Origin of the sequence: Salmonella sp. SAL04196 (assembly GCF_046550835.1) — a bacterium.
In the GTDB taxonomy this organism is placed as follows: Bacteria; Pseudomonadota; Gammaproteobacteria; order Enterobacterales; family Enterobacteriaceae; genus Salmonella; species Salmonella enterica.
Window position 1 is genome coordinate 466,829 of the sequence record NZ_JBGDXE010000003.1, and the last position, 13,192, is coordinate 480,020.

The window sequence follows — 13,192 nt, forward strand, 5'->3', positions numbered from 1 at the left end:
CAATTACCGATGTCGTTTGGAGCAAAATATGAGTGATGACGTAGCGCTGCCGCTGCAGTTTACCGACGCAGCAGCGAATAAAGTAAAAAGTCTTATCGCTGACGAAGATAATCCGAATCTGAAACTGCGCGTGTATATCACCGGCGGTGGTTGCAGCGGCTTCCAGTATGGTTTTACCTTTGACGATCAGGTGAACGAAGGGGATATGACCATCGAAAAACAGGGCGTTGGCCTGGTGGTTGACCCGATGAGTTTGCAGTATCTGGTGGGTGGTTCGGTGGATTATACCGAAGGTCTGGAAGGTTCCCGCTTCATTGTAACCAACCCGAATGCGAAAAGTACCTGCGGGTGTGGCTCTTCCTTCAGCATTTGATTGCTGTTCGTTGTGCCGGATGGCGACGCGAGCGTCTTATCCGGCCTACAACATCTTTCCTGTAGGCCCGATAAGCGTAGCGCCATCGGGCAAAACAATATCAACGTCCGTTTTCATCCAGTGCAAACGTCGGCAATTTCAAATGCCAGCGAATGGCCGCCAGCCGAATGAACAGCGTGACGACCATACCCATCATGCTGGCGCTTTCCAGCGGTACTGAAAACGTATAAAACGCGGTGGCGTGAACAATCCCGCCGATAATACAGGCCGTGGCATAGATTTCGGTGCGTAGGATCATGGGAATCTCGCGTGCCAGAACATCGCGAATAATCCCGCCGCCGACGCCGGTAATCACGCCCATACAGACTGCCACTAATGGCCCCGTTTCAGCGAGGAAGGCTTTATTCACCCCAATGCCGACAAACACCGCCAGCCCGACCGCATCCAGTACCGGCAACATCCATTTCGGCAGACGTCTTGGCTGGCGAACCAGCAGGATGGTCAGCATACTGGTGACCATGGCGACGACCAAATCGGTAGGATCTTTAACCCAGAATACCGGGCCGTTATCCAGCGCCATATCGCGGATTGTCCCGCCGCCGACGGCAGTAACGACGCCGAGCACCAGGACGCCGAACGGGTCCATACGTAATTTCCCGGCCAGCAACACGCCAGAGATAGCAAATACAGCCGTGCCTACAATATCCAGCCAATAGACGAGCATTGTCGAATCCCCACTGGGAGCCTGGTAAGACAGGCTCTAATTCACCTGTGAAAGCGCATTACAGAGTTGTTTTGCGGCGAGGATAATACGCGGGCTTGCGCGTTCAAACCAGTCGCTGTTAAGCGGAATAACCGGAATTTTTAGCAGGTTTCCCCAGTATTGTTCAATTTTGAGAATTTCGCCCGCTTTTCCGGCCACGATAATAGCCTGGGGATGCCTTGCCAGCACCTGCTCACGGCTGACTTGCGGCCACGGCACGCGGCTGTCAGCAAAGACGTTTTCTCCGCCGCAGGTCGTCAAAACCTGATGTTGAATAGACCCTTTACCACTGGTAAACAGAGGATTCATGCCAAACTGAAGAAAGACGCGCTTTTTAGCTTTACCGGCATACTCGGCGTTGAGCGCGGCGTACTCGTTTAGCAATGTCTGCGCTGCCTGCTGAGCCTTTTCCGGCTGCGGGCTCCAGGCGGCCAGTTGACGGAGCGTGTCGGCGATCTGTTCGATGGTTACCGCGTCCACCCACATGACCTTAATACCTAATGACGTCAGTTGGTTTACCTGGCGTTCCGCATTACCGCCGCGCCAGGCGACGACCAGATCCGGCTTCAGCGCCACAATGCGTTCCAGATTCATTCCCTGCCAGGTAGAGACCTGTTCTATTTTTTGCGCTTCGGGCGGGTAGTCGGAATAGCTGCTGACGCCAACGGGCGTAATCCCGGCGGCAAAAGCGAGCTCCGTATTGGCGGGAGAGAGGGTAATGACGCGCGGCGCAGCGTAAAGCCACACCGGGAGCGTAAGCAGCAGGGCGACCAGCGCCCTGAACATTTGCTTAGCCATGCGCCAGTTTCTGTACCAGCGTCTCGACCATCAGAGTCGACTGTTTCGCCGCCACCGCGAGGAATTCGTCAAAGCTGAGGTGCGATTGCTGATCGGCCACGTCAGAAATAGCGCGTACCACCACGAACGGCACGTTGAAGTTATAGCAGACGTGTGCGATAGCGGTGGCTTCCATCTCTACGGCGACCGCGTCGGGGAAGTTATGCCGAATTTTTGCCAGCCCGACGGAGCCGTTAATAAACGCGTCGCCGCTAACAATAAGGCCGCGTACCGCGTTCAGATTCAGCTCTCTGATGCAGGATTCCGCGGCGGCGATCAGTTTATCATCGGCCTTAAATCCGGCCGGACAGCCCGGTAATTGCCCGTATTCATAGCCGAAAGCGGTCACATCAGCGTCGTGGTAACGCGCTTCGTCAGAGACGACGATATCGCCGACCTTCAGCGTGGACGCCAGACCGCCTGCGGAACCGGTATTGATGATCACGTCCGGTTTGCAGTGCTCCAGAAGCAACGTTGCGCCCAGCGCCGCCGCGACTTTACCGATACCAGATTTCAGCAACGCCACTTCGGTGCCGTTCAACTGGCCGGTGTAAATTTCGCAGCCGCCCAGAGTAATCGTCTGACGGTTGTCAATTTTGTCACGCAGCAGCGTAACTTCTTCTTCCATTGCGCCAATGATGCCGATTTTCATAGATTTACTCGCGATAAGTCAGTTTTGAGGGCATAGTTTATCATGCGCTTATGGGGAAGCGCATTTCTCAGGCGGGGAGAGGATATGGCATCGATCGATTTCCGAAATAAAATTAACTGGCATCGTCGTTATCGTTCACCGCAGGGCGTAAAGACGGAACATGAGATCCTGCGGATTTTTGAAAGCGATCGCGGGCGGATTATCAACTCTCCGGCTATACGCCGTTTGCAGCAAAAAACGCAGGTTTTCCCGCTGGAGCGCAATGCCGCGGTGCGTACTCGCCTGACGCATTCGATGGAGGTGCAGCAGGTAGGGCGTTATATCGCGAAAGAGATTTTAAGCCGCCTGAAAGAGCAAAACCGACTGGAGGAGTACGGTCTGGATGCGCTGACCGGTCCCTTTGAAAGTATTGTGGAAATGGCCTGCCTGATGCACGACATCGGTAATCCGCCGTTCGGTCATTTTGGCGAGGCGGCGATCAATGACTGGTTTCGTCAGCGGCTGCATCCGGAAGATGCGGAAAGTCAGCCGCTCACGCATGATCGCTGTGTGGTTTCCTCGCTACGGTTACAGGAAGGCGAAGAAAATCTGAACGATATTCGCCGCAAGGTACGTCAGGATATCTGCCATTTTGAAGGCAATGCACAGGGAATTCGTCTGGTACATACGCTCATGCGGATGAATCTTACCTGGGCGCAGGTTGGCGGAATTTTAAAATATACCCGTCCGGCATGGTGGCGAGGGCCGGTGCCGGATTCCCATCGCTATTTAATGAAGAAACCGGGCTATTATCTTTCTGAAGAGAAGTATATTGCGAGGTTACGTAAAGAACTGCAGTTAGCGCCTTACAGTCGCTTTCCATTAACGTGGATTATGGAAGCCGCAGATGATATTTCTTATTGTGTTGCCGATCTTGAAGACGCGGTAGAGAAAAGAATCTTTAGCGTTGAGCAGCTTTACCACCATTTATATCACGCGTGGGGCCACCATGAGAAGGATTCGCTGTTTGAGCTGGTGGTAGGAAATGCGTGGGAAAAATCACGCGCCAATACATTAAGCCGCAGTACCGAAGATCAGTTTTTTATGTATTTACGGGTAAATACATTAAATAAACTGGTGCCCTATGCCGCTCAGCGTTTTATTGATAATTTGCCGCAGATTTTTGCCGGTACCTTCAATCAGGCGTTGCTGGAAGATGCCAGCGGTTTTAGCCGCCTGCTTGAACTCTATAAGAATGTGGCGGTTGAACATGTGTTTAGCCATCCGGATGTAGAACAGCTTGAACTACAGGGATACCGGGTGATCAGCGGGTTATTAGATATCTATCAGCCGCTATTAAGTTTGTCGCTTAACGACTTTCGCGAGCTGGTGGAAAAAGAACGGTTGAAACGCTTCCCCATAGAATCGCGCTTATTTCAGAAACTTTCTACGCGCCATCGTTTGGCCTACGTGGAAGTCGTCAGTAAATTACCTACGGATTCGGCGGAGTACCCGGTACTGGAATATTATTATCGCTGTCGGTTGATTCAGGATTATATCAGCGGGATGACTGACCTTTACGCATGGGATGAATATCGGCGTTTGATGGCGGTCGAACAGTAAATGGACTTTTGTAAAGATGGACAATAAATTTTTACTTTTTCCAGAAACTTTGTTCCGGAACTTCGCGTTATAAAATGAATCTGACGTACACAGCAATTTTGCGTTACCTGTTAATCGAGATTGAAACACATGAAAAAAACCACATTAGCAATGAGTGCACTGGCTCTGAGTTTAGGTTTGGCATTGTCGCCTCTGTCTGCCACGGCGGCTGAAACGTCCTCTTCAGCAATGACTGCCCAGCAGATGCCAAGCCTGGCACCGATGCTCGAAAAAGTGATGCCATCGGTGGTCAGTATTAATGTAGAAGGTAGCACCACGGTGAATACGCCGCGTATGCCGCGTAATTTCCAGCAGTTCTTTGGCGATGACTCCCCGTTCTGCCAGGACGGTTCTCCGTTCCAGAATTCTCCGTTCTGCCAGGGCGGCGGTAACGGCGGCAACGGCGGTCAACAACAGAAATTCATGGCGCTGGGCTCCGGCGTAATTATTGACGCCGCAAAGGGCTACGTCGTTACCAACAACCACGTGGTTGATAACGCCAGCGTGATTAAAGTACAGCTTAGCGATGGACGTAAATTCGATGCTAAAGTGGTGGGCAAAGATCCACGTTCTGATATCGCGCTGATTCAAATTCAGAATCCGAAGAACCTGACGGCGATTAAGCTGGCGGACTCCGACGCGCTGCGCGTGGGGGATTATACCGTCGCTATTGGTAACCCGTTTGGTCTGGGCGAAACGGTGACGTCAGGTATCGTTTCGGCGCTGGGGCGTAGCGGCCTGAACGTAGAAAATTACGAGAACTTTATTCAGACCGACGCCGCGATTAACCGCGGTAACTCCGGCGGCGCGCTGGTGAACCTGAACGGTGAGCTGATCGGTATTAACACCGCGATTCTGGCGCCGGACGGCGGCAACATCGGTATCGGCTTCGCTATCCCCAGTAACATGGTGAAAAACCTGACGTCGCAGATGGTGGAATACGGCCAGGTGAAACGCGGCGAACTGGGGATCATGGGGACTGAGCTGAATTCCGAATTGGCGAAAGCGATGAAAGTCGACGCCCAGCGTGGCGCGTTCGTCAGCCAGGTGATGCCGAATTCGTCCGCGGCGAAAGCGGGTATCAAAGCCGGGGATGTCATTACCTCGCTGAACGGTAAACCGATCAGCAGCTTTGCGGCGCTGCGCGCTCAGGTCGGCACTATGCCGGTCGGCAGCAAAATCAGCCTCGGTCTGCTGCGTGAAGGTAAAGCGATTACGGTTAATCTGGAACTGCAGCAGAGCAGCCAGAGTCAGGTTGATTCCAGCACCATCTTCAGCGGGATTGAAGGCGCTGAAATGAGCAATAAAGGCCAGGATAAAGGCGTTGTGGTGAGCAGCGTGAAAGCGAATTCACCCGCCGCGCAAATTGGCCTCAAAAAAGGCGATGTCATTATCGGCGCTAACCAGCAGCCGGTGAAAAATATCGCCGAGCTGCGTAAAATTCTCGACAGCAAGCCGTCGGTGCTGGCGCTGAATATTCAGCGTGGTGATAGTTCTATTTATTTGCTGATGCAGTAATCACCTTTGTCCCCTTCCGCCATGGAAGGGGGCAACACTTTTCTGTGAAACCCCCCACAACTCCATACTTATTTGCACCGTTTTGTGCATTTGCACAATGTCGAGACTTGTCATCTTCCTTATGCTTGTGCTCTGCTCACAGGAGGGATTTATGGCTGGCTGGCATCTTGATACCAAAATGGCGCAGGATATCGTGGCGCGCACTATGCGCATCATCGATACCAATATCAACGTAATGGATGCCCGCGGGCGTATTATCGGCAGCGGCGATCGGGAACGTATTGGTGAATTGCACGAAGGCGCGCTGTTAGTGCTGTCGCAGGGCCGGGTTGTGGATATCGACGACGCCGTGGCGCGACACCTGCACGGGGTACGTCAGGGGATTAATCTTCCCTTACGCCTTGAGGGCGAAATTGTCGGCGTGATCGGTCTCACCGGCGAACCAGAGCATCTGCGTAAATATGGCGAACTGGTGTGTATGACTGCCGAAATGATGCTGGAGCAGTCGCGGTTAATGCACCTTTTGGCGCAGGATAGCCGTTTGCGCGAAGAGCTGGTGATGAACCTGATTCAGGCCGAAGAAAATACGCCGGCGCTGGTGGAATGGGCGCAGCGTTTGGGGATCGATTTGAACCAGCCACGTGTGGCGGCGGTGGTGGAAGTCGATAGCGGCCAGCTTGGCGTCGATAGCGCAATGGCGGAACTTCAGCAGTTGCAGAATGCGCTTACCACGCCGGAGCGTAACAACCTGATAGCCATTGTGTCTCTCACCGAGATGGTGGTGCTCAAACCCGCTTTAAACTCGTTTGGTCGTTGGGATGCTGAAGATCATCGTAAGCGCGTAGAGCAGCTTATCTCGCGAATGAAAGAGAATGGTCAGCTACGTTTTCGCGTGGCGCTGGGCAATTACTTTACCGGGCCGGGCAGTATTGCACGCTCATACCGCACGGCGCGCACCACGATGATGGTCGGCAAACAGCGGATGCCAGAAAGCCGCAGCTATTTTTATCAGGATTTGATGCTGCCGGTTCTGTTAGATAGCCTGCGTGGCGGCTGGCAGGCCAATGAGCTGGCGCGCCCGCTGGTAAAACTCAAAGCGATGGATAACAACGGATTATTACGTCGGACGCTGACGGCGTGGTTTCGCCATAATGTCCAGCCGCTGGCGACCTCTAAGGCGCTGTTTATTCATCGTAACACGCTGGAATATCGGCTAAATCGTATTTCGGAACTGACCGGGCTGGATTTGGGAAATTTTGACGATCGGCTGTTGCTGTATGTGGCGCTACAACTGGATGAACAGCGTTAAGTCCGGCGGCGCTTCGCTGACCAGACCAGGGGACTTGGGCGAAGTAGTAGGCCGGATTAGGCAAAACCGCCATTCGACAACGTAATCTCACAGCGCCCGAAGACGCTGTGATGGGGTGGGGTTAATTCGTGGTCAGGCGCTGCAATCCCCGCGCCGTGACCTGCCAGATCACGTGTTGCGGCTGCGGCCAGCTTTCGCCATTGAGCGGGTTGCGGATAACCGACTGGTCTGCGCCCTCGGCATGAAAGACCTCAATCGTATAATCCTCATCCAGCCCGCAGACGTCAGTATAGCCGCCAAGCTGCACCGAACCTTTTATCGACTGACGGTAAACCACCGTACCGCGCGTATTATAAATCGTCACTGCCGCATATTCCGTTGCGAAGTCGCTATGCGGCGCAATTGGGTATGCGGTAAAGATAAATTGTTGCGCACGGATGTCTATTTCCATACTGGCAAAACCATTTTCTTCCTTGCCAATAAGCTGCCAGCTGAATTTATCGCCATATAATGCGGCAGCATCGGAGGTATTTTTCTCTTCCGTTTGTTCCGGTGAGTCGACCTCCAGCCCATCGCTCACCACGCGCCAGCGGTTGTGTTTTTTCAGCGTGACGTTTTGCCCGGTCGTTTCATTGATGGCGCTGCAACGGTAAGGTTCGTCATGGAAGAGCTCAATGTACATTCCCGCTTGCAAAACAACCGTATCGCTATCGGCTGGATAGTGGGTGATGCCATCATAATGACGGCTATAGATAACCTCGCCGGACTCCTCCTTCACCGTGAGCGTGCTGTATGTCGCGGTATAGTAAGGATGAGGCTGATCGGCCTGTGTTTCTATTGTCATGCGCTGTTGCCGATTATCGTAAGCAAGCTGGCAAAACGTTCTGTCGCCTTGTCCGCGTAACTGCAACGTCACGCCTTTACCGATGCCTTCGCCCGGCTCGCTGTTATCCGCCGGCAGCACATCAACGCTGTCGCGCATTAACGCGCTACGGGTCGGCTCTTCAATGTGGGAGAGCATCAGCCAGAGATCGTTTTTGCAAGCGGCATAAGGTTGCGCCATTAATGAAGGGCAGGCGCGGATAGCATCTGCGCGATGGATAAACATAGCCTGGAGATCTGCGACAGGATCGTTGTTGAGCGAAAAATGATAAAGCCCTTCGCTATCAAGACGCAGTAACTGATATTTCGTCGACGAGACCAATGTCAGATAGCCCGGCGAGGCTTTCAGGCGGCCAGGCTCGGCATGATAAAGATAAAGGTGGTAGTGGTCGCTAAACGGCACCACAATTTTTCCGGTGGCGCAGTTTGTTCCGTTCATCTTACGTTCAAAAACCTTTTCGCCGCTGGCGGTTAACACCGTTATGCTGGCGTATAACGTATTCGCGAAGTAGCTGTGCGGCGTGGCGTTCGTGATATCCAGAACTAATTGTCTGGCCTCATGATCCACGGCTAAACGGGCGAAGGGCATGTCACCGTAGCCGAGGAAAATCAACTGCTCGTTATGCGCGGCGCTGTCCTGCAAGGCGGTGAAATTAACGGTAAGTGCGTTTTCCCCTTCGCGGATAACCACATAGTCCGTGTCCGGGCGGTATTTCTGCGATCGCCCTTTGGGCAGGGTGAGATGGTAAATGCCAATGGGCAGGGGAGTTAACGTGAGCGTACTGTCGTTGACGGGCAATGTATATGTGCTGCCGGCGTTGTCGTGTAGCGTTAAGACGCGTCCATAAAGTTGCTCCGGCTGATCGATATTCAGCGTTAGCGTGAGCGTTCCCGTTTTGTTCAGCGCCGCCAGCTCGGCGTTTTCAACCAGCCAGACAAAAGAGTCCAGCCCTAACTGTTGGCGCGCGCTTTCCCATTCGCGCTCCGGCAGCAGATCGTAAAGCGGCCAGACGGGTTTTACCGCCTGTGCGGCGATCTGCTCGCGGGTGAACGCATCGACCGGTAAGCCGCACAGCTGAATAAACGGCGCGACGTCATAACCTGAGGCTGTGGCGATGGCGTCCGCCAGCAGATCGGTCAGGCGATGCTCGCAGGGCAAAAAGTTTTCGTCAGCACCCAGCTCGCGGTAGTTCTGGTTAAACACCCGGAAGGCTTCTGTTCCGCCTTTAAATAACATCAGCATCAGAAATTGCAGGCGGGGGCGGACGCCCCAGGCGCTAACCGGCGTGCGATTCCGCAGATAGGTAATGAATTGCAATTCCTGCTCAGACTGCCGTCCGTAATTGTAGAGCCAGCCGTCGGTATAAAGATGGTTCCCCTGGTTCAGATTAAGCTGCTGGAAAAACGCGGCGTAAATGTTGTTCCACACCTCACCGACTGGCAGGTCGACGTCATTCATAAAGACGCCCTGATAGCCGTGACCGATTTCATGCAGAATCGTCCACTGCGTGGCGACATTATCGATCCACCCCTGGCTTAATGTTGCAGCCGTTTGCGCGCACCACCAGGGGAGATAATAAGCCGCGCCGACGCCGTGTTTATCCGCTTTAATAAAATAGCGGTTAGCGACATTTTGATTAAGCGGCGAAGCAGGGCTATCGCTGAGACCAGTCCAGTCATTATAGGCGTCGATCACTCGCGTATAGTAGGCATCCAGCGCGGTGATACCGGCGTTGATGACATTAGCGCGATCCGCCCAGGGCAGCAGAAAACGCACGCGGTCCAGTTCCAGCAGGGCAAAAGGCGACGCCTGTTCTTCCCAGGTCTGGAAAAAAGCGTCTTCGGATTGCCCCTTACGCCAGTGTGGCAAATTTTTATTGCTGGTTGGCTGTCGGTAGATCACCGAAAACTCGCCGCCCTGCGCAAAAAAGAGGGTATCAATAAAGGGAACGGAATCGACCGTTGTGCTGATCGTTTGCCAGTTGCCGTTCAGCGTAAGCGATTTCTCACACGCTGAGTCATTGCACAGCAGACGGAGTCTGGCGTTACCGGCGTTGTTATTTGGCTGGCGGATTTGCAGCTGCGTATTCGCTGGCAGAATAAATCCCAGCACCTGGCGGTCGTGCTCGCGCCCCTTTTCAAATTTGATGTTATCCAGTCCGGGGGCCGCAGGCAGCGAATAACATGTTAGCGTGATTTCCTGAGTCATATAACCTCCATAAATAGGGAGGATGAACATAGCTTTTTATTTTTATTAATAAATACAGCAGGATAACGAAATGATATGTATTGAGCCGCTGTGAGGCATAGTGATGAAAAATGGTGGTAGCCGTGAGGTGGATGAGAGGGAGCAGCAGAGTGAGAGGGGCCCGAAATGAAGCCCCGGCAGCTTTTTTATTTGCGGGTAAGCTTGTCCAGATCGGCTTCGATTTCACTGATCTTATTCGCGACGACGCTTTCCAGGTGGCGCAAGTCGTCGAGGATCTTACGTTTGAGATCGAGTTCTGAGCGGTCGCGCTGGCAGATTTGGTCCAGCTCGTCAATCACATAGCGTAGGTTAGGGCTAATCTCCTGTACTTCTTTATAACCCTGACCGATGCCATCGGCCACCACCGTTTTACGCTGGCGTGGATACTTAAACTTCACGCTTTTAGCAAAGAATTCACCTCTATCCTTTTGAAAATAGATTTTCAGGATATCGTTATTGGCTTCTTGCCGCAGGCTGTAACGATCGATTTCCTCAGGATTGGTAATGCCCAGACTTTTTAGATTGTCATACATAGCGGTATCCTTCATCACACTATAACTTTTGAATAATTAACGAAAAGTTGGTTTTTCGCCACCAATGGATACAAAAAAAGCGCGGTTGATCGCAGAAGACGTCTCGGCAACGTCATGAGTAAAAGGGCGGTGGTTATTGATAGTTTAAGTAATTCAACGCGATATTCCGTTTATAGAGAAAGCGTTTGAGGTCAGTGTGGAAAATTGACCGGAGGTAGTGGTCGATAACCTTGAGAGGCGGAGTCTATGTCCGGAACGTATAATGCTACTATTCGCCGGGTGGTGATTTCCGCCTGGATAGGAAACTCCATTGAATATTATGATTTTCTATTATACGGCCTGGCAAGCGCGCTGGTATTTGGCCCGCTTTTTTTCCCTGGCGCCAGCCCATTGACTGCAACGTTATCTTCTTTTGCCAGTTTCGGCGTGGGATTTATTTCCCGGCCGCTGGGCGCGCTATTTTTTGGCAACAGGGGAGATACGCTTGGGCGTAAAAACACGTTATTAATCACGTTAGGGGGGATGGGCGCGGTCACGTTTCTCATCGGTTGCCTGCCTTCTTACGCCAGTATTGGCGCGCTGGCGCCTGCCTTACTGGTTATTCTGCGTTTTCTGCAGGGATTTATGGTTGGAGGCGAATGGGGAGGCGCCATGTTAATGGTCGTGGAATATGCTGCTGGAAAGCACCGGGGGCGGTTAAGCGCGCTATCGCAAACAGGAGGACTCACGGGACAATTATTGGCGACAGGCGCATTTATAGTCGTGACCCAATTACCGAAGGAGGCGTTGTTATTGTGGGGATGGCGTATTCCTTTTCTGCTCAGTGCGCTTTTGGTGCTGCCTGGATTATATATGCGTCATCGTCTGGATGAGACGCCTGTCTTCCGTGCGTTTAAAAAGCAGCAGGCCATTAATCATAGGCAGCAAAAAGAAGAAAGGCCGGTGGTCAAAGTGGTACGAGAGCAATGGCGCAGCATTTTGCTGATTATAATTCTACGTTTTGCGGAAAGCGTTCCCTTTTTTCTTGCCACCGTCTTCGCGGTTTCCTGGGCGACGACGCAGCTTGGGATTGCCAGCCTGACTATTCTGTACATTGTAATGTTCACCTGTCTGCTGGCGTATCCCATGCACGTGCTATTTGGCATCATGTCGGATCGGCGTGGCTGCCGTCAGGTGTATATTTTCGGCGCGCTTTTTGTCGCGGCAATGGCTTTTCCCTTTTTCTGGCTGCTGGAAAGCCGTTCGCTCATACTGATGACAATGGGCTACGTTCTGCTTATTAACATTGGTCATAATTCACTGAATGCCGTGCAACCTTCTTTTTTCGCCGGACTGTTTCATCCGCCTGTACGCTACAGCGGTTCATCAATTGGCGCTCAGTTGGGGGCGGTTGTGGCAGGGGGATTCACGCCGTTTATCGCTAAAGCGTTAAGCGCAGTCTATGATAACAGTTGGACTTTGGTTGCCGGTTATGTCGTTTTGACTGCGTTGGCTTCGGCATTTGCGGCAAAGATTGCGCCGGAAACCGTGTTACCGCATTCGCCGTAATGCAAAGGGGGGCTGTCGCCCCCGCTTTTCACTCGCTTAATCAATAGTGCGCAGTAATTCGTTAATGCCCACTTTGCCACGCGTTTTGGCGTCGACTTTTTTCACGATCACCGCGCAGTACAAACTGTACTTACCGTCTTTTGACGGCAGGTTGCCGGAAACGACCACGGAGCCCGCCGGTACGCGGCCATAGTGAACTTCACCGGTTTCGCGATCGTAGATTTTGGTGCTCTGGCCGAGGTATACCCCCATGGAAATGACGGAACCTTCTTCGACAATGACGCCTTCCACGACTTCAGAACGCGCGCCAATAAAGCAGTTGTCTTCAATGATGGTCGGGTTAGCCTGCAGCGGCTCCAGTACGCCGCCGATACCCACGCCGCCGGAAAGGTGAACATTTTTACCAATCTGCGCGCAGGAACCCACCGTCGCCCAGGTATCAACCATGGTGCCTTCGTCAACGTAGGCGCCGATGTTAACGTAAGACGGCATCAGCACGGTGTTGCGGGCGATAAATGCGCCCTGACGAACGGCTGCAGGCGGAACGACGCGGAAGCCTTCTTTCTGAAAACGCGCTTCGTCGTAATCAGCGAATTTCATCGGGACTTTATCGAAGTAGCGGCTTTCCGCACCGTCGATAACCTGGTTATCGTTAATACGGAAAGAGAGCAGAACCGCTTTCTTCAACCACTGGTGAGTGACCCACTGACCGTCGATTTTTTCTGCGACACGCAGCGCGCCGGAATCAAGTAGAGAAATGACCTGGTTTACCGCCTCTCGGGTCACGGTATCTACATTAACCGGCGTAATATCGGCGCGGCGCTCAAAAGCGGTCTCAATAACGTTCTGTAACTGCTGCATTGTTAAACTCTTTCATATAAATAAACA

11 protein-coding genes are annotated in these 13,192 nt (G+C 52.7%); 5 read left to right on the forward strand and 6 right to left on the reverse strand.

Annotation, left to right across the window (positions count from 1 at the left end):
• Nucleotides 1-28: 28 nt before the first annotated feature.
• A complete protein-coding gene (gene erpA / locus ACLJPE_RS14930; RefSeq protein WP_001278668.1) occupies nt 29-373 on the forward strand; it encodes an iron-sulfur cluster insertion protein ErpA in 345 nt (114 codons plus the stop codon).
• Nucleotides 374-473: 100 nt separating this feature from the next.
• Here the strand turns inward: erpA and ACLJPE_RS14935 are convergent, their stop codons facing one another.
• Genes ACLJPE_RS14935 through mtnN form a run of 3 tightly spaced genes read right to left on the reverse strand, consistent with a single transcriptional unit; the run spans nt 474 to nt 2,625 of the window.
• Nucleotides 474-1,097 carry a TRIC cation channel family protein gene (locus tag ACLJPE_RS14935; RefSeq protein WP_000964234.1) on the reverse strand — a complete coding sequence of 208 codons (624 nt, stop codon included), beginning with the start codon at nt 1,095-1,097 and terminating at the stop codon, nt 474-476.
• A gap of 36 nt (nt 1,098-1,133) precedes the next feature.
• The gene (btuF, locus tag ACLJPE_RS14940) at nt 1,134-1,934 is read right to left on the reverse strand and encodes a vitamin B12 ABC transporter substrate-binding protein BtuF (protein WP_001118843.1); all 801 of its coding nucleotides are present in this window, start codon (nt 1,932-1,934) and stop codon (nt 1,134-1,136) included.
• The gene (gene mtnN / locus ACLJPE_RS14945; RefSeq protein ID WP_000689822.1) at nt 1,927-2,625 is read right to left on the reverse strand and encodes a 5'-methylthioadenosine/S-adenosylhomocysteine nucleosidase; all 699 of its coding nucleotides are present in this window, start codon (nt 2,623-2,625) and stop codon (nt 1,927-1,929) included. Before mtnN ends, btuF begins: the two co-directional genes overlap by 8 nt.
• Before the next feature lie 84 nt (nt 2,626-2,709).
• Between mtnN and dgt the strand changes: the two genes are divergently transcribed.
• The 3 genes from dgt (at nt 2,710) to cdaR (ending at nt 7,093) form a co-directional block, all read left to right on the forward strand.
• Nucleotides 2,710-4,227, forward strand: coding sequence for a dGTPase (gene dgt / locus ACLJPE_RS14950; RefSeq protein WP_000146450.1), 1,518 nt, complete (start codon nt 2,710-2,712; stop codon nt 4,225-4,227).
• Nucleotides 4,228-4,356: 129 nt separating this feature from the next.
• Nucleotides 4,357-5,784, forward strand: coding sequence for a serine endoprotease DegP (gene degP, locus ACLJPE_RS14955; protein WP_000753958.1), 1,428 nt, complete (start codon nt 4,357-4,359; stop codon nt 5,782-5,784).
• Nucleotides 5,785-5,935: 151 nt separating this feature from the next.
• On the forward strand, nt 5,936-7,093 hold the full coding sequence (gene cdaR, locus ACLJPE_RS14960) for a DNA-binding transcriptional regulator CdaR (RefSeq protein ID WP_000929420.1): 1,158 nt from the start codon (nt 5,936-5,938) through the stop codon (nt 7,091-7,093).
• Between the two features lie 121 nt (nt 7,094-7,214).
• On the opposite strand, the gene ACLJPE_RS14965 is transcribed toward cdaR, so the two are convergent.
• Together ACLJPE_RS14965 and ACLJPE_RS14970 are read right to left on the reverse strand one after the other, a co-directional pair.
• Nucleotides 7,215-10,184 (reverse strand): putative mucin/carbohydrate-binding domain-containing protein, encoded by a 2,970-nt coding sequence (locus ACLJPE_RS14965; RefSeq protein ID WP_039513827.1) that lies wholly within the window; start codon nt 10,182-10,184, stop codon nt 7,215-7,217.
• A gap of 185 nt (nt 10,185-10,369) precedes the next feature.
• Nucleotides 10,370-10,756: a DUF3461 family protein gene (locus tag ACLJPE_RS14970; RefSeq protein WP_000272193.1), complete on the reverse strand. Its 387-nt coding sequence runs from the start codon at nt 10,754-10,756 to the stop codon at nt 10,370-10,372.
• 246 nt (nt 10,757-11,002) lie between these two features.
• Here ACLJPE_RS14970 and ACLJPE_RS14975 point away from each other — a divergent pair, with 246 nt between their 5' ends.
• Nucleotides 11,003-12,304 (forward strand): MFS transporter, encoded by a 1,302-nt coding sequence (locus ACLJPE_RS14975; RefSeq protein WP_000017177.1) that lies wholly within the window; start codon nt 11,003-11,005, stop codon nt 12,302-12,304.
• A gap of 36 nt (nt 12,305-12,340) precedes the next feature.
• Here ACLJPE_RS14975 and dapD read toward each other — a convergent pair whose 3' ends face one another.
• Nucleotides 12,341-13,165: a 2,3,4,5-tetrahydropyridine-2,6-dicarboxylate N-succinyltransferase gene (gene dapD, locus ACLJPE_RS14980; protein ID WP_001186676.1), complete on the reverse strand. Its 825-nt coding sequence runs from the start codon at nt 13,163-13,165 to the stop codon at nt 12,341-12,343.
• Nucleotides 13,166-13,192 lie beyond the last annotated feature (27 nt).

What these genes read in the sequence shown, in the direction of transcription:
- erpA (WP_001278668.1), top strand. Translation starts at nt 29, where the DNA reads ATGAGTGATGACGTAGCGCTGCCGCTGCAGTTTACCGACGCAGCAGCG.
- ACLJPE_RS14935 (WP_000964234.1), bottom strand. Translation starts at nt 1,097, where the DNA reads ATGCTCGTCTATTGGCTGGATATTGTAGGCACGGCTGTATTTGCTATC.
- btuF (WP_001118843.1), bottom strand. Translation starts at nt 1,934, where the DNA reads ATGGCTAAGCAAATGTTCAGGGCGCTGGTCGCCCTGCTGCTTACGCTC.
- mtnN (WP_000689822.1), bottom strand. Translation starts at nt 2,625, where the DNA reads ATGAAAATCGGCATCATTGGCGCAATGGAAGAAGAAGTTACGCTGCTG.
- dgt (WP_000146450.1), top strand. Translation starts at nt 2,710, where the DNA reads ATGGCATCGATCGATTTCCGAAATAAAATTAACTGGCATCGTCGTTAT.
- degP (WP_000753958.1), top strand. Translation starts at nt 4,357, where the DNA reads ATGAAAAAAACCACATTAGCAATGAGTGCACTGGCTCTGAGTTTAGGT.
- cdaR (WP_000929420.1), top strand. Translation starts at nt 5,936, where the DNA reads ATGGCTGGCTGGCATCTTGATACCAAAATGGCGCAGGATATCGTGGCG.
- ACLJPE_RS14965 (WP_039513827.1), bottom strand. Translation starts at nt 10,184, where the DNA reads ATGACTCAGGAAATCACGCTAACATGTTATTCGCTGCCTGCGGCCCCC.
- ACLJPE_RS14970 (WP_000272193.1), bottom strand. Translation starts at nt 10,756, where the DNA reads ATGTATGACAATCTAAAAAGTCTGGGCATTACCAATCCTGAGGAAATC.
- ACLJPE_RS14975 (WP_000017177.1), top strand. Translation starts at nt 11,003, where the DNA reads ATGTCCGGAACGTATAATGCTACTATTCGCCGGGTGGTGATTTCCGCC.
- dapD (WP_001186676.1), bottom strand. Translation starts at nt 13,165, where the DNA reads ATGCAGCAGTTACAGAACGTTATTGAGACCGCTTTTGAGCGCCGCGCC.